At 69.4% G+C, this 23,331-nt stretch carries 16 protein-coding genes; 12 read left to right on the forward strand and 4 right to left on the reverse strand.

From position 1 onward, the window contains the following. Positions 1–578: 578 nt before the first annotated feature. From KL771_RS27580 to KL771_RS27615, 8 genes are all read left to right on the forward strand, one after another. The gene (locus KL771_RS27580; protein ID WP_261971724.1) at positions 579–845 is read left to right on the forward strand and encodes a hypothetical protein; all 267 of its coding nucleotides are present in this window, start codon (positions 579–581) and stop codon (positions 843–845) included. Between the two features lie 274 nt (positions 846–1,119). After that, positions 1,120–2,598: a glucose-6-phosphate dehydrogenase gene (gene zwf, locus KL771_RS27585; RefSeq protein WP_261971725.1), complete on the forward strand. Its 1,479-nt coding sequence runs from the start codon at positions 1,120–1,122 to the stop codon at positions 2,596–2,598. 237 nt (positions 2,599–2,835) lie between these two features. Beyond that, the gene (gene edd / locus KL771_RS27590; protein WP_261971726.1) at positions 2,836–4,650 is read left to right on the forward strand and encodes a phosphogluconate dehydratase; all 1,815 of its coding nucleotides are present in this window, start codon (positions 2,836–2,838) and stop codon (positions 4,648–4,650) included. A 250-nt stretch (positions 4,651–4,900) separates the two neighbouring features. Beyond that, on the forward strand, positions 4,901–5,629 hold the full coding sequence (locus tag KL771_RS27595; RefSeq protein ID WP_261971727.1) for a FadR/GntR family transcriptional regulator: 729 nt from the start codon (positions 4,901–4,903) through the stop codon (positions 5,627–5,629). Positions 5,630–5,649: 20 nt separating this feature from the next. Then, complete coding sequence (locus tag KL771_RS27600; protein ID WP_261971728.1) at positions 5,650–6,531, forward strand: SMP-30/gluconolactonase/LRE family protein; 882 nt, start codon at positions 5,650–5,652, stop codon at positions 6,529–6,531. Positions 6,532–6,806: 275 nt separating this feature from the next. Beyond that, entirely contained in the window at positions 6,807–7,790 is a 984-nt protein-coding gene (locus KL771_RS27605) for a TRAP transporter substrate-binding protein (RefSeq protein ID WP_261971729.1), read from the forward strand. 129 nt (positions 7,791–7,919) lie between these two features. Next, entirely contained in the window at positions 7,920–8,438 is a 519-nt protein-coding gene (locus KL771_RS27610; RefSeq protein ID WP_261971730.1) for a TRAP transporter small permease, read from the forward strand. Continuing rightward, positions 8,438–9,718 (forward strand): TRAP transporter large permease, encoded by a 1,281-nt coding sequence (locus tag KL771_RS27615; protein ID WP_261971731.1) that lies wholly within the window; start codon positions 8,438–8,440, stop codon positions 9,716–9,718. Before KL771_RS27610 ends, KL771_RS27615 begins: the two co-directional genes overlap by 1 nt. Positions 9,719–9,748: 30 nt before the next feature. On the opposite strand, the gene KL771_RS27620 is transcribed toward KL771_RS27615, so the two are convergent. The 3 genes from KL771_RS27620 to KL771_RS27630 form a co-directional block, all read right to left on the reverse strand. Next, entirely contained in the window at positions 9,749–10,546 is a 798-nt protein-coding gene (locus KL771_RS27620) for an ABC transporter ATP-binding protein (protein WP_390867888.1), read from the reverse strand. A gap of 28 nt (positions 10,547–10,574) precedes the next feature. Then, on the reverse strand, positions 10,575–11,441 hold the full coding sequence (gene ntrB, locus KL771_RS27625) for a nitrate ABC transporter permease (protein ID WP_261971732.1): 867 nt from the start codon (positions 11,439–11,441) through the stop codon (positions 10,575–10,577). 73 nt (positions 11,442–11,514) lie between these two features. Beyond that, entirely contained in the window at positions 11,515–12,852 is a 1,338-nt protein-coding gene (locus tag KL771_RS27630; protein WP_261971733.1) for a CmpA/NrtA family ABC transporter substrate-binding protein, read from the reverse strand. Between the two features lie 893 nt (positions 12,853–13,745). Here KL771_RS27630 and KL771_RS27635 point away from each other — a divergent pair. Genes KL771_RS27635 through KL771_RS27650 form a run of 4 tightly spaced genes read left to right on the forward strand, consistent with a single transcriptional unit; the run spans position 13,746 to position 21,122 of the window. Beyond that, complete coding sequence (locus KL771_RS27635) at positions 13,746–14,954, forward strand: NAD(P)/FAD-dependent oxidoreductase (protein WP_261971734.1); 1,209 nt, start codon at positions 13,746–13,748, stop codon at positions 14,952–14,954. Further along, positions 14,951–16,783 carry a NirA family protein gene (locus KL771_RS27640; RefSeq protein WP_390867891.1) on the forward strand — a complete coding sequence of 611 codons (1,833 nt, stop codon included), beginning with the start codon at positions 14,951–14,953 and terminating at the stop codon, positions 16,781–16,783. Before KL771_RS27635 ends, KL771_RS27640 begins: the two co-directional genes overlap by 4 nt. Continuing rightward, complete coding sequence (locus KL771_RS27645) at positions 16,780–18,402, forward strand: sulfite reductase subunit alpha (protein WP_261971736.1); 1,623 nt, start codon at positions 16,780–16,782, stop codon at positions 18,400–18,402. Before KL771_RS27640 ends, KL771_RS27645 begins: the two co-directional genes overlap by 4 nt. A gap of 5 nt (positions 18,403–18,407) precedes the next feature. Next, positions 18,408–21,122 carry a nitrate reductase gene (locus KL771_RS27650; protein WP_390867894.1) on the forward strand — a complete coding sequence of 905 codons (2,715 nt, stop codon included), beginning with the start codon at positions 18,408–18,410 and terminating at the stop codon, positions 21,120–21,122. Between the two features lie 694 nt (positions 21,123–21,816). On the opposite strand, the gene KL771_RS27655 is transcribed toward KL771_RS27650, so the two are convergent. Continuing rightward, positions 21,817–22,827, reverse strand: a complete 1,011-nt coding sequence (locus tag KL771_RS27655) for an alpha/beta hydrolase family protein (protein ID WP_261971738.1) — start codon at positions 22,825–22,827, stop codon at positions 21,817–21,819. Positions 22,828–23,331 lie beyond the last annotated feature (504 nt).

Raw genomic sequence — 23,331 nt, forward strand, 5'->3', positions numbered from 1 at the left:
CTCTTGCGGCAAGTTGACGGCAGAGTGGGTCCCGGCTCTCCGCTTCGCTGCGGCCGGGAATGCGCTGCGGGATGGCGCGTAGCTTCACACATGCGAGGGCTCCCAACCGATCTCCCGGCCGATCTCCCCACCGATCTCCCGGCCGCATCCCCGGACAAGGCCCGAAGGGCCGCCGATCCGGGGCCTACTCGCCCCGCAGCGGCGTCAAGATCGTCAACCGATTCAAGCCCCTGCGGCCTGTTGGCAGCACGGTGGGTCCGGCTCTCCGCTGACGCTCCGGCCGGCGTGACAGACCCGAAGCGGCGTCGCAGGCCGCGGTCCTGCATTCCCATACTGCGCCGTAGTGCTTCACCCGGGGCCTAGCACGCTCGACGGTCGGCCCGGGGCCGTCTCCCTCCGGGTCCGCCGAGGCGATCCGGGGTGCGCCGCGGCGCCGGACCGCGATTCAATCCGGCCCGATTGGAATTTTCCGGCCGGTTCCCCAGGGAACAGCGGGCGGACGGGCGCTCCGGCAAGGTGGTGACAGTCGGGATCGAGAGCGATCCCCGACCTCACCCAGAAGCAAACGGAGATCAGCCATGAAGACCATGCTCACCACCCTCCTCGGCGCCACCCTCGCCCTCGGTCTCGCCGCCGCCCCGGCCTCGGCCGGCAAGGTCAAGGTCGTCGTCGGTGGCCATCATCACGGCCACGTCGTGTTCAAGGGCCACGGCTACGGCTATGGTCACGGCTACGGATACGGCCACGGTTACGGCTATGACTACGGCAGCTGCTATATGAAGAAGGTGAAGTACTACGACGGCTACGGCGGCTGGGACTGGCGCTGGGTGAAGACCTGCTACTGAGCCTTCCGGGCCTGCCCCGGCCCCACAAGCACGGGCCCGTCAAGCACCCGTCCAACAAGCCCCCGGCCCCAAGCCGGGGGCTTCGTCATGTGTGTCCGGGCCTTCGGCTGCCCAGCCGCGCGAGCTTTGCGCTTGCAATCCGCCGGAGCATCTGGCAAGACGACGATATCGCAATATCTGTCGCATTATGCAATTTATTGCATTGCGATAGTCCTTCCGGCGCGCATGGCCCTCACATTACGCTGGGGGCCTCTCCCCCGTTGCGGAGCCCGTCATGGCCAGTCGCATCATCTCGGTCGACGTTTTCGACTTCGTCGCCTTCGGCGGCACCGGCGACCTGGTCCGGCGCAAGCTCCTGCCCGCGCTGTTCCAGCGCGACCGCGACCATCAGATCGAGGGGCCGACCCGGATCATCGGCGTCTCCCGCGCCGAAATGACCCGCGCCGCCTACCGCGACTTCGCCCGCAGCGCGATCATCGACCATGTCGACGCCGAGGACCGCGACCAGGAGACGCTCGATCGCTTTCTCGATCGGCTCGACTATGCCCGCGTCGACGCCGCCGGCGAGGACGGCTGGAGCCATCTGGCCCAAGTTCTGGGCGAGCATCCCGACCGCATCCGCGTCTACTATCTGGCGACCAGTCCGGACCTGTTCGGCGGCATCTGCCGCCGGCTCGGCGATGCCGGCCTGGTCTCGCCGCAGTCGCGGGTGGTGGTCGAAAAGCCCGTCGGCAAGGACCTCACGTCGGCCCAGCGCGTCAACGATGCGGTCGGCGCGATTTTCGACGAGAAGCGCATCTTCCGGATCGACCACTATCTCGGCAAGGAGACGGTGCAGAACCTGATGGCGCTGCGCTTCGCCAACGCCCTGTTCGAGCCGATCTGGAATTCGGCCCATATCGACCACGTCCAGATCACGGTCGCCGAGACGCTCGGCGTCGAGGGCCGCGGCGGCTACTACGATACCGCCGGCGCGCTGCGCGACATGGTCCAGAACCACATTCTCCAGCTCCTCTGCCTGGTCGCCATGGAGCCGCCGGCGGCGCTCGACGCGGATTCGGTGCGCGACGAAAAGCTCAAGGTGCTGAAGGCGCTGCGGCCGATCGTCGACGGCGCGGTCGCCACCCATACGGTGCGCGGCCAGTACGACGCCGGCGCCTCCGCGCTCGGCCCGGTCGCCGCCTATGCGGACGAGATCCAGAATTCCGCCAGCCAGACGGAGACCTTCGTGGCCCTGAAGGCCGAGGTCAACAACTGGCGCTGGTCGGGCACGCCCTTCTACCTGCGCACCGGCAAGCGGCTGGCCGCACGCTGCTCGGAAATTCTCGTCTCCTTCAAGGCCATCCCGCATTCGATCTTCGACGCCGGCGCCGGCACCATCGCCCGCAACGAACTGGTCATCCGCCTGCAGCCGCAGGAGGGCATCCGCCTGCATCTGATGATCAAGGACCCCGGCCCCGGCGGCATGCGCCTGCGCCGGGTGCCGCTCGACATGACCTTCGCCGAGGCCTTCGGAGCCCGCAACCCGGATGCCTACGAGCGCCTGGTGCTTGACGTGGTGCGCGGCAACCAGACCCTGTTCATGCGGCGCGACGAGGTCGAGGCGGCGTGGAGCTGGATCGACCCGATCCTGGACGGCTGGCGCCATGCCCAGGACCGGCCCAAGCTCTATCGCTCCGGCACCTGGGGCCCGTCGGCCTCGATCGCGCTGATCGAGCGCGACGGCCGCACCTGGCACGAGGACGCCGCCTGAAGCCGGGCCTGCCGCCCGGACCCTGGGGTTCGATCGAGACGGACGGTTGCCATCCGTCTCGCCAATCCGAACCGCCAAGCGTTGGATTGCGTGACCCGACTCTGACGCTTGCGGGACGCAGATGTCGGCTTCGGACCACTTGCCGGCCCGGGCCGTGATGCCGATGTCACGTCCCATGCGGACGCTGAAGACATCCACCCGCCGCTTGTGGATCGATCGAGCCACCAGGAGACAGCCATGACCGTCCATGCCCGGATCGGCGAAGTCACCGAACGGATCGCCCAGCGCAGCCGCGACAGCCGCGCCCGCTATCTCGACCGCATCCGCGCCGCCGCCGCCAAGGCCCCGGTGCGCAAGGCGCTCGGCTGCGCCAATCTCGCCCATGGCTTCGCCGCCTGCGGCACCGGCGACAAGGCGACGCTGATGACCGGCGAGGCGCCCAATATCGGCATCGTCACCGCCTATAACGACATGCTGTCGGCGCATCAGCCCTACGAGGGCTATCCGGAGCTGATCCGACGCGCGGCCCGCGAGGCCGGCGCGGTCGCCCAGGTCGCCGGCGGCGTGCCGGCCATGTGCGACGGCGTCACCCAGGGCGAGGCCGGCATGGAGCTCTCGCTGTTCTCGCGCGACGTGATCGCCCTGTCGACCGGCATCGCCCTGTCGCATCAGATGTTCGACGGCGCGCTCTATCTCGGCATCTGCGACAAGATCGTTCCGGGCCTTGTCATCGGCGCCCTGTCGTTCGGCCATCTGCCCGGCATCTTCGTGCCCGCCGGCCCGATGCCCTCGGGCATTTCCAACGAGGAGAAGGCGCGCACCCGTCAGCTCTATGCCGAGGGCAAGGTCGGCCGCGCCGAACTGCTGGACTCCGAGGCGAAGTCCTATCACGCGCCGGGCACCTGCACCTTCTACGGCACGGCCAATTCCAACCAGATGCTGATGGAACTGATGGGCCTGCATGTGCCGGGCGCCACCTTCGTCAATCCGAACACGCCGCTGCGCGAGGCCCTGACCGTCACCGCCGTCAGGCGCGTCCTGGAGATCACCGCCGCCGGCAACGCCTTCACGCCGATCGGCGAGGTGCTCGACGAGCGCGCCTTCGTCAACGGCGTGGTCGGCCTGCACGCCACCGGCGGCTCAACCAACCACACGCTGCACCTCGTCGCCATGGCGCGCGCCGCCGGCCTGGTGCTGACCTGGGAGGATTTCGCCGATCTCGCCGAGGTCGTGCCGCTGGTTGCCCGGGTCTACCCGAACGGCTCGGCCGACGTGAACCATTTCCGCGCCGCCGGCGGGCTGCAGTTCCTGATCCGCGAATTCCTCGCCGCGGGCCTCCTGCATCGCGACGTGCGCACCGTCTGGGGCACCGGGCTCGACGGCTACACGGTCGCGCCGGCCCTCGACGCCGACGGCCGGGTCGGCTTTGCCGAAAGCCCGGCGGCCTCCGCCAACGAGGCGGTATTGCGGCCCGCCGCAAACCCGTTCCAGCCGACCGGCGGGTTGACCGTGCTCGGCGGCAATCTCGGCCGCGGCGTGATCAAGACCTCGGCGGTCAAGCCGGACCGCCACGTCATCGAGGCCCCCGCACGCGTGTTCCACAGCCAGGACGAATTGCAGCAGGCCTTCAAGGCCGGCACGCTCGACGGCGACGTGATCGCCGTGGTGCGTTTCCAGGGGCCGAAGGCCAACGGCATGCCGGAGTTGCACAAGCTGACGCCCCCGCTCGGCGTGCTGCAGGACCGCGGCCACCGCGTCGCCCTGGTCACCGACGGACGCATGTCGGGCGCTTCCGGCAAGGTCCCGGCCGCCATCCATGTCACCCCGGAAGCGGCAGAGGGCGGCCCGATCGCCCGCATCCGCGACGGCGACCGGATCCGGCTCGATGCCACGGCGGGTACCTTGGAGGTGCTGATCGAGCCTGCCGAATGGGCCGCGCGCACCCCGGCGACGGCCGATCTCGAGCCCAACCAGTCGGGTGTCGGCCGCGATCTGTTCGGGCATTTCCGCGCCATGGTGGGTCCCGCCGACCAGGGCGCATCCGCGCTCTGACGGGCGCGCGCGACCGACTAAGGTCGGACGGCACGGGTCCGCGGTACTGTGGACGCCTCGGGACAGAGGGCGTAGGGTTCGCCGACGTATCCGGCCGGCGGATGCCGGATTCGGCTCATCCGCCAGCTTGAAGCGGCGCTGCGCGCTTGATACGTCCCCAACGAACCGACAGTCGGACCATCGCCTTGAAACGCGAGTTTCCGTGCGACGATCCCGCGCCCCTCATGACAGTCTGATCCGCCCGAACGGTATGGCCCCTCCCAACGCAACCCTCGCTCCGCTCTCGATCGGCACATTCCCGCGCTCGAAGAAGCTCGTGGCGCTGCTGTCGGAAAGCCTGGAACGCGAAATCCGCGAAGGCCGGCTGAAGCCCGGCGACCGCCTGCCGACGGAAGCCGCGCTGTCGGCGGCGGCCGGCGTCAGCCGCACCGTCGTGCGCGAGGCGGTGGCGGCCCTGAAGGCGGCCGGCCTGGTCGAGACGCGCCAGGGCGCCGGCGCTTTCGTGCTGCAGGCGCGCACCCGTTTCGCCGACCTCGGTCCGATCGAGCGGGCGACCGTCGACGAGATCGTCTGGATCCTGGAACTGCGCCTCGCCGTGGAGGTGGAGGCCGCCGCCCTGGCGTCGAACCGACGCACCGACGCGGATCTGCAGGCGATCGACCACTCGATTGCCGAGTTGGGCCGGGCCCGGACCGAGGCGACCGACAACGTCGCCCCCGATCTCGCCTTCCACCGCGCCATCGCGGCGGCGACGCAGAATCCCTATTTCGGCCGCTTCCTGGACCAGCTCGGCGATCTCGCCGTGCCGCGGCGCCGGCTGCCGGCCTCGAATCTGGCACCCGACTATCTCGACATGGTCGAGCGGGAGCATCAGGCGATCCGCGACGCCATCGCGGCGGGCGACCCGGATGCCGCCGCCGCCCATATGCGCCGGCACCTGGCCGGATCGCGCGCCCGCTATGCGGCCTTGGCGTCCTGACGCCAGAGATGGGGAAGGCCATGTCCGATTTTCGCCGTCTCGTCGAACACCGCTGCGAGCTCGGCGAGGGCCCGCTCTGGGACAATCGCACGGGCCTGTTCCGCTGGCTCGACATCGAAGGCCGCGCCTTGCACGAGGCCGCCCCGGACGGATCGCGATACCGGATGCGGCCCGTGCCGGACCGCCCCTGCTCGATGGGACTCTGCGAAAGCGGCCGGCTCATCCTCGCCCTGCCGAAGCGCGTCGTTCTGTTCGATCTCGAAACCGGCGCCCTCGAATCGCTGACCGAACTGGAACCCGATCTCCCGACGACCCGGCTCAACGACGGCAAGGTCGGCCCGGACGGCGCCTTCTGGGTCGGCTCGATGGACGAGCGGCCGGAGCGGGCGCCGATCGGCAGCCTCTACCGGATCGCCGCCGACGGACGGGTCGACCGCATGATCGCCGGGCTGCGCGTCTCCAACGGGCTCGCCTGGTCGGCCGACGGGCACACGCTCTATCTGGCGGATTCGCGCGGGCCCTGGATCGACCGGATCGCCTTCGATCCGGCCACCGGCAGCCTCGGCGAACGGGTCCGCATGGCGACGCTCGACGATGCCACGGGTCGCCCCGACGGCGGCGCGACCGATCTCGACGGCAACTACTGGAGCGCCGGTGTGACCGCCGGCCGGCTCAACCGCTTCGATCGCGACGGCCGCCTGGCCGAGAGTTTCGACCTGCCGGTCGCTGCCCCGACCATGCCGTGCTTCGGCGGGCCGGAACGCGACCTGATCATGATCACCAGCCTGTCCGCCTCGGTGGCGGCCGATCGTCTTGAGGCCAAGCCCTGGACCGGCAGTCCGATCCTGTTCAGCCCCGGCGCGCGCGGCGTCCCGGTCGGCCGCTTCGCCGATCGAAAGTGATCGGGGGCGCCGATCCGACGCTGTCCGTCGGGACGGCAGCGCGGCATCGCCGTCCCCGGAGCGGTCGCTCCCGACCGCTTCCTCGATCGGTATAGCTTTGATTTAACAGTGATTATCGACCCGCCGGCGCTGCGTCACCGGCGTCTGGCAAACCGGCGGTGCAGTGCTGGACAAGCCTCATCGTCAAAGTTATATGATAACCTGACCAATTGAACGAAGCCGGATCGAAACCGGCTCGGCATCGATGCGCCCGCCCGGGCGAGGGAGGATACACCATGGCCTTGAAATCCGCATTCCTGGCGCTCGGTCTTGCCGCCGCCACCCTGTTCGCCGCTGCGCCGCCCGCCGCCGCGCAGGTCACCCTGCGCTCGGCCGACATCCATCCGGACGGCTACCCGACGGTCGAGGCCGTCATCTATATGGGCAAGCTGGTCGAGGAACGGACCAAGGGCCGGGTCAAGGTCAAGGTGTTCAACAATCGCCAGCTCGGCGAGGAGAAGGACACCATCGAGCAGACCCGGTTCGGCGTCATCGACATGAACCGGATCAATACCGCGCCCTTCAACAACCTGGTCCCGGCGACCCAGGTGCTCGGCCTGCCCTTCCTGTTCCGCTCGGTCGAGCACATGCACAAGGTCGTCGACGGCCCGATCGGCGACGAGATCCTGAAGGAATTCGAGCCGCACGGCCTGGTCGCGCTGGCCTTCTACGATTCCGGCGCGCGCTCCTTCTACACGACCAAGAAGCAGATCAAGTCGCTCGAAGACGTGAAGGGCCTCAAGATCCGCGTGCAGCAGTCCGATCTCTGGATCGCGCTGATGCAGGCGATGGGCGCCAACGCCACGCCGATGCCGTTCGGCGAGCTCTATTCGGCGCTGCAGACCGGCGTCGTCGACGGCGCCGAGAACAACTGGCCGTCCTACGAATCCTCGCGTCATTTCGAAGTCTCGAAGTTCTATACCATCACCGAACACTCCCTGACGCCGGAAGTGCTGGTCATGGCCAAGAAGAGCTTCGACAAGCTGTCGCCGGAGGATCAGAAGATCGTCCGCGCCGCCGCCAAGGAATCGGTCGCCGAGATGCGCCGGCTCTGGGTCGCCCGCGAGAAGGCGTCGGAGGCCAAGGTGCGCGAGGCCGGCGCGATCGTCGCCACCGTCGACAAGGCGCCGTTCATCGCCGCGATGAAGCCGGTCTACGACAAGTTCGTCACCGATGCGAAGATGAAGGACCTGGTCGCCCGCATCCAGGCCACCCCGTAAGGCTGTCGCGCGGCCGCCCCGCGAGGGACCCGTGCGACCCTGTTCCCGTCCTGCCCTTCCGGGACCGCCGGCCCGCCGCCGGCGGTCCTCTGTCATGCCGCCTCCGTGCGACTTCCGCGAGGTCCGTCCATGCCCGCGCTCATCCGCAGTTTAGGCCGCCTCAACGGCCTGCTTGCCGCCCTCTGCCTCGCCCTCTCCGCCCTCGGCATGATCGGCATGACCTTCGTGGTCGGCTGGCAGGTCTTCGCCCGCTACGTGCTCAACGACACGCCGAGCTGGGCCGAACCGGTGACGCTCCAGCTGATGGGCTGGTTCATCATCCTCGGCGCGGCCGTGGGCGTGCGCGAGAATTTCCATCTCGGCCTCGACCTGATCCAGCACGTCGCGCCGGCCGCGGTCGGCAAGGCGCTGGACGCGATCACCTTCGTGCTGGTGATCCTGTTCGGACTGGCCATGTCCTGGTACTCGCTCGACCTCGCCATCGGCACCTGGGCGGCGCGCCTGCCGGTGCTCGGCATCCCCGGCGGCTGGGACTACATGCCCCAGGTGATCGGCGGCGTGGTCATCGCCCTGTTCGCCCTGGAACGGCTGCTCGAACGCCTCGCCGGCATCGAGCACGAAGGCGTCGCCGCGCAGGAGCTCGCCTGATGGAACTCTGGATCCTGTTCGGAACCTTCACGGTGCTGATGTTCATCGGCACCCCGATCGCCTTCTGCCTCGGCCTGTCGGCCTTGGCGACGGCGCTCTACATGGACCTGCCGCCGCTGATCGTGTTCCAGCAGATCAACACCGGCATGAACGCCTTCTCGATGATGGCGATCCCGTTCTTCATCTTCGCGGGCGACCTGATGATCCGCGGCGGCATCGCCGAGAAGCTGATCCACTTCGCCGCGAGCCTGGTCGGCCACCTGCGCGGCGGCCTCGGCCAGGTCAACGTCGTCTCCGCGACCCTGTTCGGCGGCATCTCCGGCTCGGCGGTGGCCGACGCCTCGGCGATCGGCGGCCTGATGATCCCGCAGATGGCCGCGCGCGGCTACGACCGCGACTATGCGGTCAACGTCACCGTCAATGCGGCGATCATCGCGCTTCTGATCCCGCCCTCGCACAACATGATCATCTATTCGATCGCGGCCGGCGGAAACCTGTCAGTCGCCGATCTGTTCACCGCCGGCATCCTGCCCGGGCTTCTGCTCGCCGCCGCCCTGATGGTCACCGCCTGGTGGGTCGCGCGCCGGCGCGGCTATCCGGCCGATCCCTTCCCGGGCTGGCGCATGGTCGGCTGGCGCCTCGCCGTCGCCTCGCCCGGCATCCTGTTGATCTTCATCATCTTCGGCGGCGTCCGCTCGGGCATCTTCACGGCGACGGAAAGCTCCTGCATCGCCGTCATCTACGCCTTCCTGATCGCGCTGTTCGTCTATCGCCAGCTCGATCTCGCCGGCTTCCGGGAGGCGACCTACGGGGCGGTGCGCACCACCGCGATGGTGCTCCTGGTGATCGGCACCGCCCAGGCCTTCGGCTGGCTGATGGCGCTTCTTCAGGTGCCGGCGGCGACCGTGAAGCTCCTGGAGAGCATCACCACCAACCCGACCCTGATCCTGCTCCTGGTCAATGTCGCGCTGCTGTTCCTCGGCACCTTCATGGACATGGCGCCGATGATCATCATCCTGACGCCGGTGCTGCTGCCGGTGGTGATGAAGTTCGGCGTCGACCCGGTCCATTTCGGCGTCATCCTGATCCTCAATGCCGGGATCGGGCTGAACACGCCGCCGGTCGGTTCGGTTCTGTTCGTCGGCTGCGCGGTCGGCAAGATCACCATCCGCGAGGCGATGCGCACGATCTGGCCCTTCTTCGGCGCCTCGATCGCGGTGCTGCTGCTGGTCACCTACATCCCCGGCCTGAGCCTCTGGCTGCCGGCGCTGTTCCGGTAGCGGGCCGGATCCCCCGACCGAAGGCGGCCGTCAGGCCGCCTTCGGGTGCCGCTGGCGCTCGTAGAGGAAGCGCATGACGGCGGCGCGGGCGCGCAGATACTCGGGATCTTCGGTCAGCTCGAGCCGCCGGCGCGGGCGCGGCAGGGCGACTTCGCAGATCTCGCCGATGCGCGCCGACGGGCCGTTGGTCATCATCACGATCCGGTCGGACAGCAGCACGGCCTCGTCGACATCATGGGTGATGATGATCACCGTGTTGCCGAGCTTGGCCTGGATGTCCATCAGCGTGTCCTGCAGCGTCGCCCGGGTCAGGGCGTCGAGCGCGCCGAAGGGCTCGTCCATCAGCAGCACCTTCGGTTCCATGGCCAAGGCCCGGGCGATGCCGACGCGCTGCTTCATGCCGCCGGAAATCTCGTGCGGCCGCTTGTCGAGCGCGTGGCTCATGCCGACCAGGTCGAGATTGTGCACCGTCCAGTCGTGCCGCTGCCGGCGGTCCATGCGCGCCGACAGCACCTTGTCGACCGCGAGCTTGACGTTGTCGTAGACGGTCAGCCAGGGCAGCAGCGAGTGGTTCTGGAACACCACCGCCCGGTCGGGACCGGGGCTGTCGATCTCCTTGCCGTCGAGCAGCAGCACGCCGGACGTGTTGCGGGTCAGGCCGGCCACGATGTTGAGCAGCGTGGACTTGCCGCAACCCGAATGGCCGATGATCGAGATGACCTCGCCGCGGGCGACTTTCAGGTTCACGTCGACCAGCGCCGTGAAGCTGCCCTTGGCGGTGTCGAACACCATGCCGACATTGTCGATCTGCAGATAGGGACGGTTCATGCCGCTCTCCTTCAGAAGGTGCCCGGTTTCAGAAGGTACCCGGTCCGCCGATCAGGCGGCCGGCCCAGGTGATGACGCGGTCGAGCAGCAGGCCGACCAGCCCGATATAGAGGAGCGCCAGAATGATCTCGCTGATCAGCGACGAGTTCCAGCTGTCCCAAAGGAAGAAGCCAATGCCGACGCCGCCGACCAGCATCTCAGCCGCGACGATCGCCAGCCAGGACAGACCGATGCCGATCTTGAGGCCGGTGAAGATGTAGGGCACGGTCGCCGGCAGGGTGATCTTGAAGAAGAATTCGAGCGGGTTCAGCCGCAGCACGCGCGCGACGTTGCGATAGTCTTCCGGGATATTGCGGATGCCGACCGCAGTGTTCAACATCACCGGCCAGACCGCCGTCACGGCGATGACGAAGATCGCCGCCGGCTGGCTCTCCCGAAAGGCGGCCAGCGCGATCGGCAGCCAGGCCAGCGGCGGCACGGTGCGCAGCACCTGGAAGATCGGATCGAGGCCGCGATAGGCGAGCGACGACGACCCGATCAACACGCCGAGCAGGACGCCGGCGATGCTGGCGATCGAGAAGCCGACCCCGACCCGCTTCAGGCTTTCGAAGATGTGCAGCGCCAGACCCTTGTCGAGGCCGCCGCGGTCGAAGAACGGGTGAGCGATCAGCTCCCAGGTGTCCGCCACCACTTTGGACGGCGGCGGCAGCGAGGCACCCTTGCCCGAGAAGGCAAGCTCCCAGATCGCCAGAAGCACGGCGAGCGAGATCAGCGGCGGCACGATCACGCGCGCCACGTCAATGGCGCGGCGCTTCGCGCCGGCGAGCAGCACGGCGGTCGCCGGCAGTTTGAGCGTACCGGTCGTCTGCGGCATCGGTTCGGCTTCGACGGACATTTCGGGTTCCTTCATGGCGAGAGGCGGACCCGCCGAACCGGGGCGCGCCCGGCGCGGCGGCTCCGGTCCGGCATCAGCCGACCAGCTTCTTGATCTTGAGCGCGTCCAGATAGGCCGACGGGTTGGCCGGATCGAAGGCCACGCCGTCGAAGAAGGTCTCCACGCCGCGCGAGGTCGAGCCGGGGATGTCGGCCGCGGCGACGCCGATTGCCTTGGCGGCCTCGCGCCAGAGATCCTCGCGGTTGACCTTGGCGACCAGCGCCTTGGTGTCGGTCGTCGCCGGCAGGTAGCCCCAGCGGATGTCTTCGGTCAGGAACCACAGTTCATGGCTCTGATACGGATAGGAGGCGAAATCGCGCCAGTATTTCTGCATCAGGTCCTTGTTCTCGAAGGCCCGGACGCCGAGATCGAACTTGCCCTTCGAGCGGTCGAGAATGTCGTCGACCGGCACCTTGAACCATTCCCGCTTGGCCAGGATGGCGCACATCTCGTCCTTGTTGGCATCCTTGTCGCACCATTGCGCCGCCTCGAGCACGGCTGCGAGCAGGGCGGCGGTCGCCTTCGGATACTTGTCGACGAATTCGGCGCGCAGCGCGAAGGACTTCTCGGGATGGTTCTTCCAGAGTTCGCCGGTGGTGATGGCGCAGTAGCCGACATTCTGGTTCACGGTCTGCAGCGGCCAGGGCTCGCCGACGCAATAGGCCTCCATATTGCCGACCTTGGCGTTGGCGACCATCTGGGCCGGCGGCACCACGATGGTCTGGCAATCCTTGTCCGGGTCGACGCCGCCGGCGGCGAGCCAGTAGCGGATCCAGCAGTCGTGGGTGCCGCCCGGAAAGGTCATCGCGACCTTGATCTCCTTGCCGCCCGCCTTCAGCGTCGCGAAACGCTCCTTCAGGGCGCTGGTATCCAGGCCGATCTTCAGGTCCTTGTGTGCATTGGCCAGCATGATGCCCTGGCCCTGGGTGTTGAGCCGGCTCAGGATCGCCATCGGCACGCCGCCGGGCGTCTTGGTGATCTTGCCGGCGGTCATCAGATAGGGCATCGGGGTCAGGATATGGGCGCCGTCGATGCCGCCGCCGGCCGAGCCGAGTTCGAGGTTGTCGCGCGTCGTGCCCCAGGAGGCCTGCTTGGCGACCTCGACGTCCGGCATGCCGTATTTGGCGAAGAATCCCTTCTCCTTGGCGACGATCAGCGGCGCGGTGTCGGTCAGCGCGATATAGCCGAGGATCGCCTTGGTCACCTCAGGACCGCCGGCCGCAGCGTGCGCGCCGCCCGGAAAACCCGCGCGGACCGCGGAAATCAGCCCCGCCCCGGCCAGACTCGCGGCGGCGCTCTTCAGGAAATGGCGGCGCGAGGAGCCGGCGGCCGGGGAATTGCTGATTTCGGACTTCCGGGAAACGTCGCTCATGGCGTGTCGCCTTTCCGTTCAGGCAATAAAAAAAGCGCCCAGGGTCGGAGGATGAACTCCGTCAGACCCGTGGACGCCGTTGTGCGGGTATCGATGCAGCCGCCGTTGGCCGCGTGGGTGGGGCCGCCAACGGCCACCACGTCGATTTGAATGAAGCAAATCGGGTGCCAATTTCGCCCTTGCTCGCATCTTCGAACGATTCCAGTGACTTGTTGAAACCCCGGTCCGACCCCATCCGCCGCACCGCTGCACGGATCGAGGCAGACCTTTGCACCAGAACGCGCATTGTGATCAATTTTGCGCCATGCATGGCGATGGCTATGAAATGTGCAACTCGATCGACAGGCTCTCGGTGCGGCCGCTCGGAGCGATCCGTCGCGCTTGCGTGCCGCAGCCCATCCGGATGTTGCATCCCGGCCCGGCGGCGTTTCGCGACAGGTCGTCAAGGCGCACTTCGAGCGGCCCGGAATCGCACCGCCGGCGCCGAAATCCGAGATCTTGCGGCCACCGATTAGCCGGCTTATTTCACTGTCATTGTCGGTTGGACATTCTCCGGGGCGATCGACGAAATCCCCTGCCCGATTGCTTCGCATGTCGCGATTTTAGGCAGCCAATCGGCACCGACTGCAGAGATATGAGGCAGGTTCCGCCCCGGGGCGACCGGCGAGCGGATCGGACCCGTTGATTTCGTGGAGGAAAAGGTTGATGCCGATTCTGGCATGCGGTTTGCGAGACCGACACCGGTCCATGCCGACGACGGCGGGGCCGTTGGCATAACGTCATTGCCCGAACCCAGCGACGCCGCTGATCAGCCTCCTCTTGTGCAAGAGGACACTGATCAGCGGCGTTTTTCGTTTTGGGCTTGGGTCTTCGACCAGACAGGGACGGACCCGATGCGCGACCGCATCGTCATCATCGGCAACGGCATGGCCGGCCTCAGGCTCATCGAGGAGCTCGAGGCGATCGCGCCCGGCCGCCATGAGCTGACCGTGATCGGCGCCGAGCCGGTGCCCGCCTACAATCGCGTGCTGCTGTCCAGCGTGCTGGCCGGCGAAACCACGCGCGAGGAGATCGCGCTCCGGCCGGCGGCATGGTACCGCGAACGCGGCTGCGATTTGCGGCTCGGCGATCCGGCGATCGCATTCGATCCCGCCGCCCGCACCGTGACGCTCGCCTCCGGCACGACGGTTCCCTATGACCGGCTGGTGCTCGCCACCGGCTCGCGCCCGATCCGGCTGCCGCTCGCCGGTGCCGACCTGCCGGGCGTCGTCACCTTCCGCGACTTCGCCGATCTCGACGCGATCGAGGCCGCCGCCGCCTCGGGCGAGGGTGCCGTGGTCATCGGCGGCGGGCTGCTCGGCATCGAGGCCGCCGTCGGGCTCGCCGGCCGCGGCGTGCCGGTGACGCTCGTCCATCTGATGGACCGGCTGATGGAACGCCAGCTCGATGCGCGCGGCGCCGCCTTGCTCGCCCGGGCGTTGGCGGCGCGCGGCATTCGCCTGCGGCTTGGCGCCCAGTCGGCCGCGATCGAAGGCGAATCCCGCGTGACCGGGCTGCGCCTCGCCGATGGCGAGATCCTGCCGGCCGGGCTCCTGTGTATGGCGGTCGGCATCCGGCCGGAGACGGGCCTCGCCGCAGCGGCGGGCCTCGCCATCGGCCGCGGCATCCTGGTCGACGACCGGATGCAGACCTCGGTGCCCGGCCATTTCGCCATCGGCGAATGCGCCGAGCATCGCGGCACCGTCTACGGCCTGGTCGAACCGGCCTATGCGCAGGCCCGCGCCGCGGCCGCAGCGCTCGCCGGCCGCGATCTCGCCTATCAGGGCAGCGTGCCGGCCACCAACCTCAAGGTTTCCGGCCTGCCGGTTTTCTCGGCCGGCGACTTCCTCGGCGCGCCCGGCACCGAGGCGATCGTGTTCGAGGATCGCCCGCTCGGCCACTACCGCAAGCTCGTCATCCGGGACGGCCGGCTGGTCGGCGCGGTGCTGGTCGGCGATGCCACCGACGGGCTCTGGTATCTCGACCTGATCCGCGACGGCCGGCCGATTTCTTCCATCCGCCGGGACATGGTCTTCGGCCGATCCTTCTGCGAGGCGGCATGATGTCGGACGCCGGTTTCACCGAAGACCAGAAACGCTGGCTGCAGGGCTTCGTCTCCGGCGCCAACGCGGCCCGCACCGCGCGCGGCCTGGCCGGCATCGGCGGCCCCGCGCCGGGCGCCGCGGCGCCGACTGCCCTGGCCGCCGCCGGGCCCGCGCGCGGTCCGGACGCGATCCATCATGCCGCCATGGCGCGGTTCGAGGCGGCGGGGCGCAAGCTGTCGCCGCAGGAGATCGCCAAGCGCGACGAGCATCCCCACGACGCCTATGCGCGGCTCAAGGCGGAGGCGCGCACGGGCCGCTTCCCGAAGCCGATGGACGACTTCCGCTGGCGCTTCCACGGGCTCTATTTCGTCGGCCCGGCGCAGAACGCCTTCATGTGCCGGCTGCGCATCCCGAACGGCATCCTGTCGCATTGGCAGTTCCGCACTGTCGCGGCGATCGCCGACCGCTGGGGCGGCGGCTATGCGCACGCGACGACCCGCTCCAATCTGCAGATCCGCGAGATCGCCGCAGAACACGGGCCGGACCTGATCGAGGCGCTGGCCATGGCCGGCCTGACGCCGAAGGGCTCCGGCGCCGACAACATCCGCAACGTGACCGGCTCGCCGACCGCCGGCATCGACCCGGACGAACTGATCGACACACGCCCGCATGCGCTCGACTGGCACATGCACGTCCTGGAGAGCCGGACCCTGCATGGCCTGCCGCGCAAGTTCAACGTCGCCTTCGACGGCGGCGGCCGGGTCGCGGTGCTGGAGGAGACCAACGACATCGCCTTCCAGGCGGTTGCGGTCCGCGCGGGCTTCGGGGTCGAGCCCGGCATCTGGTACCGGCTGGCACTCGGCGGCATCACCGGCCACAAGGATTTCGCGCGCGACACCGGCGTGGTGGTTCGCCCGGAAGAGACCACCGCCGTCGCCGACGCGATCGTGCGCGTCTTCATCGAGCATGGCGACCGCACCGACCGGAAGAAGGCGCGGTTCAAATATGTGCTCGACGCCTTCGGTTTCGACCGCACGCTACAGCTGGTCGAGGAGAAGCTCGGCCGTCCACTGACGCGCCTGCCCGCAGAGGCGATCCAGCCGCGCCGGCCGATCGACCGCTTCGCCCATGTCGGCCTGCACCGGCAGGCGCAGCCAGGCCTGAACTGGCTCGGCGTGGTGCTGCCGGTCGGCCGCATGACGACCGCTCAGATGCACGGCCTCGCCGACATCGCCGCCACCTTCGGCGACGGCGACATCCGGCTGACGGTCTGGCAGAACCTGCTCGTCTCCGGCATCCCGGACGCCATGGTGGCGGCCGCCACGGCCCGGCTCGCGGCGCTCGGCCTGACCCACGAGGCCTCCTCGATCCGCGCCGGTCTCGTCGCCTGCACGGGCAGTCGCGGCTGCAAGTTCGCCGCCGCCGACACCAAGGGCGACGCCTTGGCGATCGCCGAGGCGCTCGAGGGCCGGATCGCGCTCGACCAGCCGGTCAACATCCACCTGACCGGCTGCCATCATTCCTGCGCCCAGCATTTCATCGGCGATATCGGCCTGATCGCAACCCGCGTCGCGCTCGATGCGAGCGGCGAGGACACCGTCGACGGCTATCACATCCATGTCGGCGGCGGCTTCGCCGAGCGCGCCGCGATCGCCCGCGAGATCTTCCCGTCGACGCCCGCGACCGAAGCACCCGCCCGGATCGAGGGCCTGCTGCTCGCCTGGCTCGGCCATCGCACGAGTGCCGACGAGACCTTCCAGGCCTTCGTGCAGCGCCACACCATCGAGACCCTGCGCGGCCTCTGCGACGCCGCCACGCCCCAGCCGACCCGCGAGGCCGCCGAATGACCGCCCCGACCCGTCCGCCCGTCGCCTATCCGCTGATCCCCGAAACCGCGCCCTTCGACGCGGCGCAGCGCGCTTGGCTGAACGGCTTCTTCGCCGGACTGATCGGCTTCGATGCCGGCACCGCGCCCGTCGATCCGGCCCCCCCGGATGCCGGCGCCGCCTCCCCCGCCCCGGCGGAGGACGACGGCGCGCCCTGGCACGATCCGGCCATGCCGCTCGACGAGCGCATGGGCCTTGCCGCGGGCCGCCCGCTGCCGCGCCGGCTGATGGCCGCGATGGCCCAGCAGGATTGCGGCCAATGCGGCTATCTGTGCGAGAGCTACGCCGCAGCGCTGGCCGCCGGCACGGAATCCAAGCTCAACCTTTGCCAGCCCGGCGGCAAGGACACGCTGCGCATGGTCAAGCGGCTGATGGAGGAGGCCGCGAGCGCCGGCCCGTCCGCCGCCCTGCCCGCACCGCCGTCTGCCGCGCCCGCCCTCCCGGCCGGCACCGACAAGCCGGTCGCCCGGCCCGGCTATGCCCGCGACTGCCCGGTCGAGGCGACCTTCGTCTCGGCGACGCGCCTCAACGGTCCCGGCTCCGCCAAGGAGACGCTGCATGTCGTCTGGCGCCTGCCCGAAGGCCTCGACTACCGTCCGGGCGACAGCTTCGGCATCTTCCCGCAGAACGATCCCGCGCTGGTCGACGCGATCCTCGAACGGCTCGGCCTGCCGGCCGATTTCCCGGTCGCCGGCAAGAGCCTGCGGGCGGCGCTGATCGAGGATTATGCGCTGGCGCCCGCGCCCGACATGCTGTTCCAGCTGATCTCATACATCACCGGCGGCGACAAGCGCGCCAACGCCAAGGCGCTCGCTGCCGGCGGCGACCCGTTCGGCGATGCCGAAAGCCTCGACGTGCTCGCCGCGCTCGACCATTTCCCCGGCATCCGGCCGGACCCGGAAGCCCTGCTCGAATGCCTGGAGCCCTTGCAGCCGCGGCTCTACTCGATCTCGTCGAGCCCGCAGGCCGCGCCCGGCGAACTGACCCTGACGGTCGACGTGGTCCGCTACGCCATCGGCGACCGCACGCGGCTCGGCGTCGCCTCGACCGGCATCGCCGACCGGCTCGCCCCCGGCGACACCGTCAAGGTCTTCGTCTCGCGCGCCCACGGCTTCGCCTTGCCGGAGGACGGCGCCACGCCGATCGTCATGGTCGGCCCGGGCACCGGCATCGCGCCGTTCCGCGCCTTCCTGCAGGAGCGGTTGGCCACCCGCGCGACCGGCCCGGCCTGGCTCTTCTACGGCCACCAGAAGGAGGCCTGCGACTTCTTCTATCGCGAGGAATTCGAGGGGTTGCTGGCGCAAGGCACCCTGACCCGGCTTTCCACCGCCTGGTCGCGCGACGCGGGGCCGAAAACCTACGTCCAGGACCGCATGCGCGAGGCCGGGGCGGAGCTGTGGTCCTGGCTGGAGCGCGGCGCGCATGTCTATGTCTGCGGCGACGCCAAGCGCATGGCCGCCGATGTCGACAAGGCCCTGATCGAGATCGCCGCCACCCATGGCGGGCTCGATCCGGCCGCCGCCAAGGCCCGGGTCGCGGCGCTCGCCGCCGCCGGCCGCTACCAGCGCGACGTCTATTGAGGGCAATGATCATGGCGGACGGATCGACCCCGGACATGCAGGTCAGGACGACCTGCCCCTATTGCGGCGTCGGCTGCGGCGTCGTCATGAAGCCCGATCCGACCGCCCCGCACGGTTGGCGCGCGCAGGGCGACCCCGCCCATCCGGCCAATTTCGGCCGGCTCTGCTCGAAAGGCTCGGCGCTCGGCGAGACGATCGGGCCGGAGGGCCGCCTGCTGCATCCGGTCGTCGACGGCCGGCGCGCAACCTGGGACGCCGCGCTCGACCGCATCGCCGCCGGCTTTCGCGACACCATCGCCCAATACGGGCCGGATTCGGTCGCCTTCTATCTCTCCGGCCAGATCCTGACCGAGGACTATTACGTCGCCAACAAGCTCGCCAAGGGCTTCCTCGGCACCGCCAATGTCGACACCAATTCGCGCCTGTGCATGGCCTCCTCGGTCGCCGGCCACAAGCGCGCCTTCGGCAGCGACACGGTGCCGGGCGCCTACGAGGATCTCGACGAGGCCGATCTCCTGGTCCTGGTCGGCTCCAACGCCGCCTGGTGCCACCCGATCCTGTGGCAGCGCATGCAGGCCAACCGTCTGCGGCGCGGCGCCCGGATCGTGGTGATCGACCCGCGCGCCACCGCCACCACGGACGGCATCGACCTGCATCTCGCCATCGCGCCGGGCACGGACGCGCTCCTGTTCGAGGGCCTGCTGGTCCACCTGGCCGAGGCCGGCCGGCACGACCGAGCCTTCGTCGAGACCCACACGAACGGCCTCGCCGACGCCTTTGCGGCGGCCTTCGCGCGCGCCGGCACGATCGAGACCGTCGCCGCCGGGACAGGCCTCAAGGCCGCCGAGGTCGCCACCTTCTTCCATCTCGTCGCCGAGACCGAGCGCACCGTCACGCTCTACAGCCAGGGCGTCAACCAGAGCCACCAGGGCGTCGACAAGGTCGCGGCGATCCTCAACGTCCATCTCGCCACCGGCCGGATCGGCCGCCCCGGCATGGGTCCCTTCTCGCTGACCGGCCAGCCAAACGCCATGGGCGGGCGCGAAGTCGGCGGGCTCGCCAACCAGCTTGCCGCCCACATGGATTTCACCCCCGAGGCGATCGACCGGGTCGGCCGCTTCTGGGGCGCGACCGCGATGGCCGGAAAGCCGGGCCTGAAGGCGGTCGATCTGTTCCAGGCGGTCGAGGCCGGCACGGTCCGGGCGCTCTGGATCATGGGCACCAATCCGGCGGTCAGCCTGCCGGAGGCCGACCGCGTGCGCGCCGCCCTCGGCCGGCTCGACCTGCTGGTCGTCTCCGAGGTGATCGGCTCCAACGACACCCTGGGCGCCGGCCTGAGCGGTCCGGCCCATGTCCGCCTGCCGGCCGCCGCCTGGGGCGAGAAGAACGGCACGGTGACCAATTCGGAGCGGCGCATCTCGCGCCAGCGCCCGTTCCGGCCGTTGCCCGGCGAGGCGCGGCCGGACTGGTGGGCGCTGGCCGAGGTCGGCCGCCGGCTCGGCCACGGCCAGGCTTTCGCCTTTGCCGACGCCGCCGCGGTCTATCGCGAGCATGCCGCGCTGTCGGCCTTCGAGAATGGCGGCGCGCGCGATTTCGACCTCGGCGCCCACGCCCATCTCGACCGCGCCGGCTACGACGCGCTCGAACCGGTGCAATGGCCGCTGCCGGCCGGCGCCCGGCGCGGCCGCGCCCGCCTGTTCGACGACGGCCGCTTCTTCACACCGGACGGCCGTGCCCGCTTCCAGGTGCCCGGTGAGCCGGCCCTCGCCGCGCGCCCGGACGCCGACGCGCCGCTCCTCCTCAACACCGGCCGCATCCGCGACCAGTGGCACACTATGACCCGCACCGGCCTCAGCCCGACGCTCGGCCGGCACCTGCCGGAACCCTTCGTCGAGGTCCATCCGGCCGATGCGGCCTGGTTCGGCCTGACCGATGGCGGCCTGGCCCGTCTCTCCAACCGCCACGGCGCCGCGGTGCTCAGGGTCGTGGTCGCGCCCGGCCAGCGGCGCGGCTCGGTCTTCGCGCCGATCCACTGGTCGGACGACAATGCCGGTCAGGCCAGAATAGGCGCGCTGGTGGCCGCCGTCACCGACCCGATCTCCGGCCAGCCGGAATCCAAGGCCACCCCGGTCGCCATCGCGCCGGTCGCGGTCGGCTTCGAGGCCGTGATCGTCGGCCGCGCCTTGCCGGACCGCCGGGTCCTCGACGAGGCCGGCGCACTCGCCTGGGCGCGCACCACAATCGAGGACGGTCATGCCGTGCTGGCCGCCTTTCCCAAGCTCGCCCCCTCCGACTGGCCGGCCTTCGCGCAGGCCCTGCTCGGCTGCGGCGCCGACGACCTTTCGGATGCCGGCGACCCGGCCGAAGGCCTCTACCGCGCGGCGCATGTCCGCGACGGCCGCCTGATCGCCGCCATCGCGATGACGGCGGCGCCGGAGCGGCCCGGCTGGGCGCATCTGAAACCCCTGCTCGGCGCCGCGCCGCTCGAAGGCCGCGCCCGCCGCGCACCGCTCGCCAGTCGCGCCGCCGGCGGCGGCCCCGATCCCGGCTCGACCGTCTGCGCCTGCTTCGGCGTCGGCCGCACCCCGATCGAAGCCGCCATCCGCACCGGCTGCCGCTCCCCGGAAGCCATCGGCGCCACCCTCAAGGCCGGCACCAATTGCGGCTCCTGCCTGCCGGAAATACGCAAGCTCCTGGCGGCGGAACGCGAAACGGCGTGAGCGGCGGGCAGGTGGCGGCCGGGATGCGCGAGGCCGACTGCGCGGCGTCGCGCGCTGTCGCCGCCGCTTCGGTTCCCCTGCCCCATCTCTCCACGCATGCGGGTAGCGTCCCGAGAGATCGCAACCCGATCGCGATATCTCGCCCCCCGCGACCACCCCCAAACCGCAATCCCGGACAAGGCGCGCGAGCGCCGCCGATCCGGGACCCACTCTGCTCGAAACGGCCGGAAGGTTCTGTTTTCATTCAATATCTTGACGCCGCAGCAATGCGAGTAGGCCCCGGATCGGCGGCCCTGACGGGCCTTGTCCGGGGATGCGACCGCGGGTTCGGCACCAATTGCGGCTCCTGCCTGCCGGAAATCCGCAAGCTCCTGGCAGCGGAACGCGAAACGGCGTGAGCGGGGGCAGGCGGCGGCCGGGATGCGCGAGACCGGCTGCGCGGCGCCGCGCGCGATGTCGCCGCCGCTTCGGTTCCCCTGCCCGATCTCTCCATGCATGCGGGTAGCGTCCCGAGAGATCGCAACCCGATCTCGATATCTCGCCCCCCGCGACCACCCCCCAACCGCAATCCCGGACAAGGCCTCTATCTGCCGGAAATCCGAAAGCTCATGCCCGTGGATTCGGTGTCGGAATGGGCCAGCGAGCGAACGGGATGCTCGTTTCCCTCCGCGACCGTAAGCTCCACGCTGCGCCGTCAGTTCGTCAGTCTGGGTCCCTGCTCGGGCATGCGGTTCAGGGTGTCGATGATCGTCTGCGTGCTCGCACCGGCGGCGCAGAGGCCGTTGGCGGTCTCACCGAAATCGACCAGATCGTGGTGCCGGGCATCCGTGGCCCGTTCAAGCGGCAGGAGCCAGGCGGCATGGCCGCGGCCGACCAGCCCATCGAAATAGCGCTTCTGCGCCGCGAAGGGCACGTTGGTCTCGCGCGGATCGCCGATGACGAAGATCCGTCGCTTGGGATCGGCCGGTATCTGGTCGAGCGACTGGTAGGGATCGAAGCGCGTCAGCGGCTCGCCGGGCTTGATCAGCCCGCGCGCTTCCAGATAGGCGCGATAGGCGGAGGCTCCGGACGAGATCACGGCACAGCGTATATCCGTGCGCCGGGCCAGCATTTCGGCGACCAGCGTGCCGCCGCCGCTGTGTCCGCCGAGCGACCAGGCCTCGATGCGGTAGCGGGCCTTCAGGCCGTCCAGCGCCGCCTCGATCAGCCTGGCTTCGAGCGGGCGGCCGCGCAGCGTGAAGTGTTTGCCGGCGCTGCCATAGGTCCCGGGTCGCCCGAGAAAGATCGACGGCACACCGAAGCGCGCCGCCAGTCCCTGTTCGAGCGCCACCATCTCGGTCGGCCCGAACCCGCTCTGCCGCTTGGTCGCATCGTTGCCTTTCGGCCCAAGCACGTCGCCGTTCAGCCAGATGGCGGCGACTGGGACCGAGGCGGCCCCGGGCGGCCGCCCGGCCGCGGGCGACAGTCCGCCAGCGTAGTATCTGAGGCACCAGCCCTGCCCGTCGACCTCGACCCAGATGGCGGTGTCCCGCCGTTCGAACTCCGCGCAGTCCGAGCGCCCGATCTCGATCCCGTTGACCACCGCGACCGGATCGAACGGCGCCGCCTCCGGCACCGACTGGGCCATGGCCGCATTCGCACCGACCGACCAGGCCAGCAGGACTGTGGCCGCGACACCGGCGAGACCGTCGGATTTGGTATTCATGTTCCCCTCCGTCGAAAGCCGGGACAGTGATTGCGTCGACGAAGGCCGGACTTTGACCAAGAATGTTTGAATTTCCTTAGGCTTAATGAATGGTAAATCGGCACTGCCACGCGGGCCGTCGGTCGGCTTCTCCGAGGCGATCAGCGCCAGCTTCGAGCCCGCCCCCCATGTCGGCGCCTGCCTACGCGAAATCCGCAAGCTCCTGCCGCGCGGAACGGGATAAGGCGTGAGAGAGAATGCATGATGGAGAGCTGGCGGGAGGCGGACGGCGCGCCAGATGGGGCAGTCGTTTCGCTCCCCGCACGATCTCTCCACGCGATCGTCGAGTGATCGGCCTCCGATCGCGGTCCCTCGCCCCCGCGGTACCCCCCAAACCGCATTCCCGGACAAGGCCCGTCAGGGCCGCCGATCCGGGACCCACTCTGCTCGAAGCGGCCGTATAGTTTTGCTTTAATTCGATATCTTGACGCCGCCGCGATGCGAGTAGACCCCGGATAAGACGGA

Source organism: Prosthecodimorpha staleyi, from assembly GCF_018729455.1.
GTDB lineage: Bacteria > Pseudomonadota > Alphaproteobacteria > Rhizobiales > Ancalomicrobiaceae > Prosthecodimorpha > Prosthecodimorpha staleyi.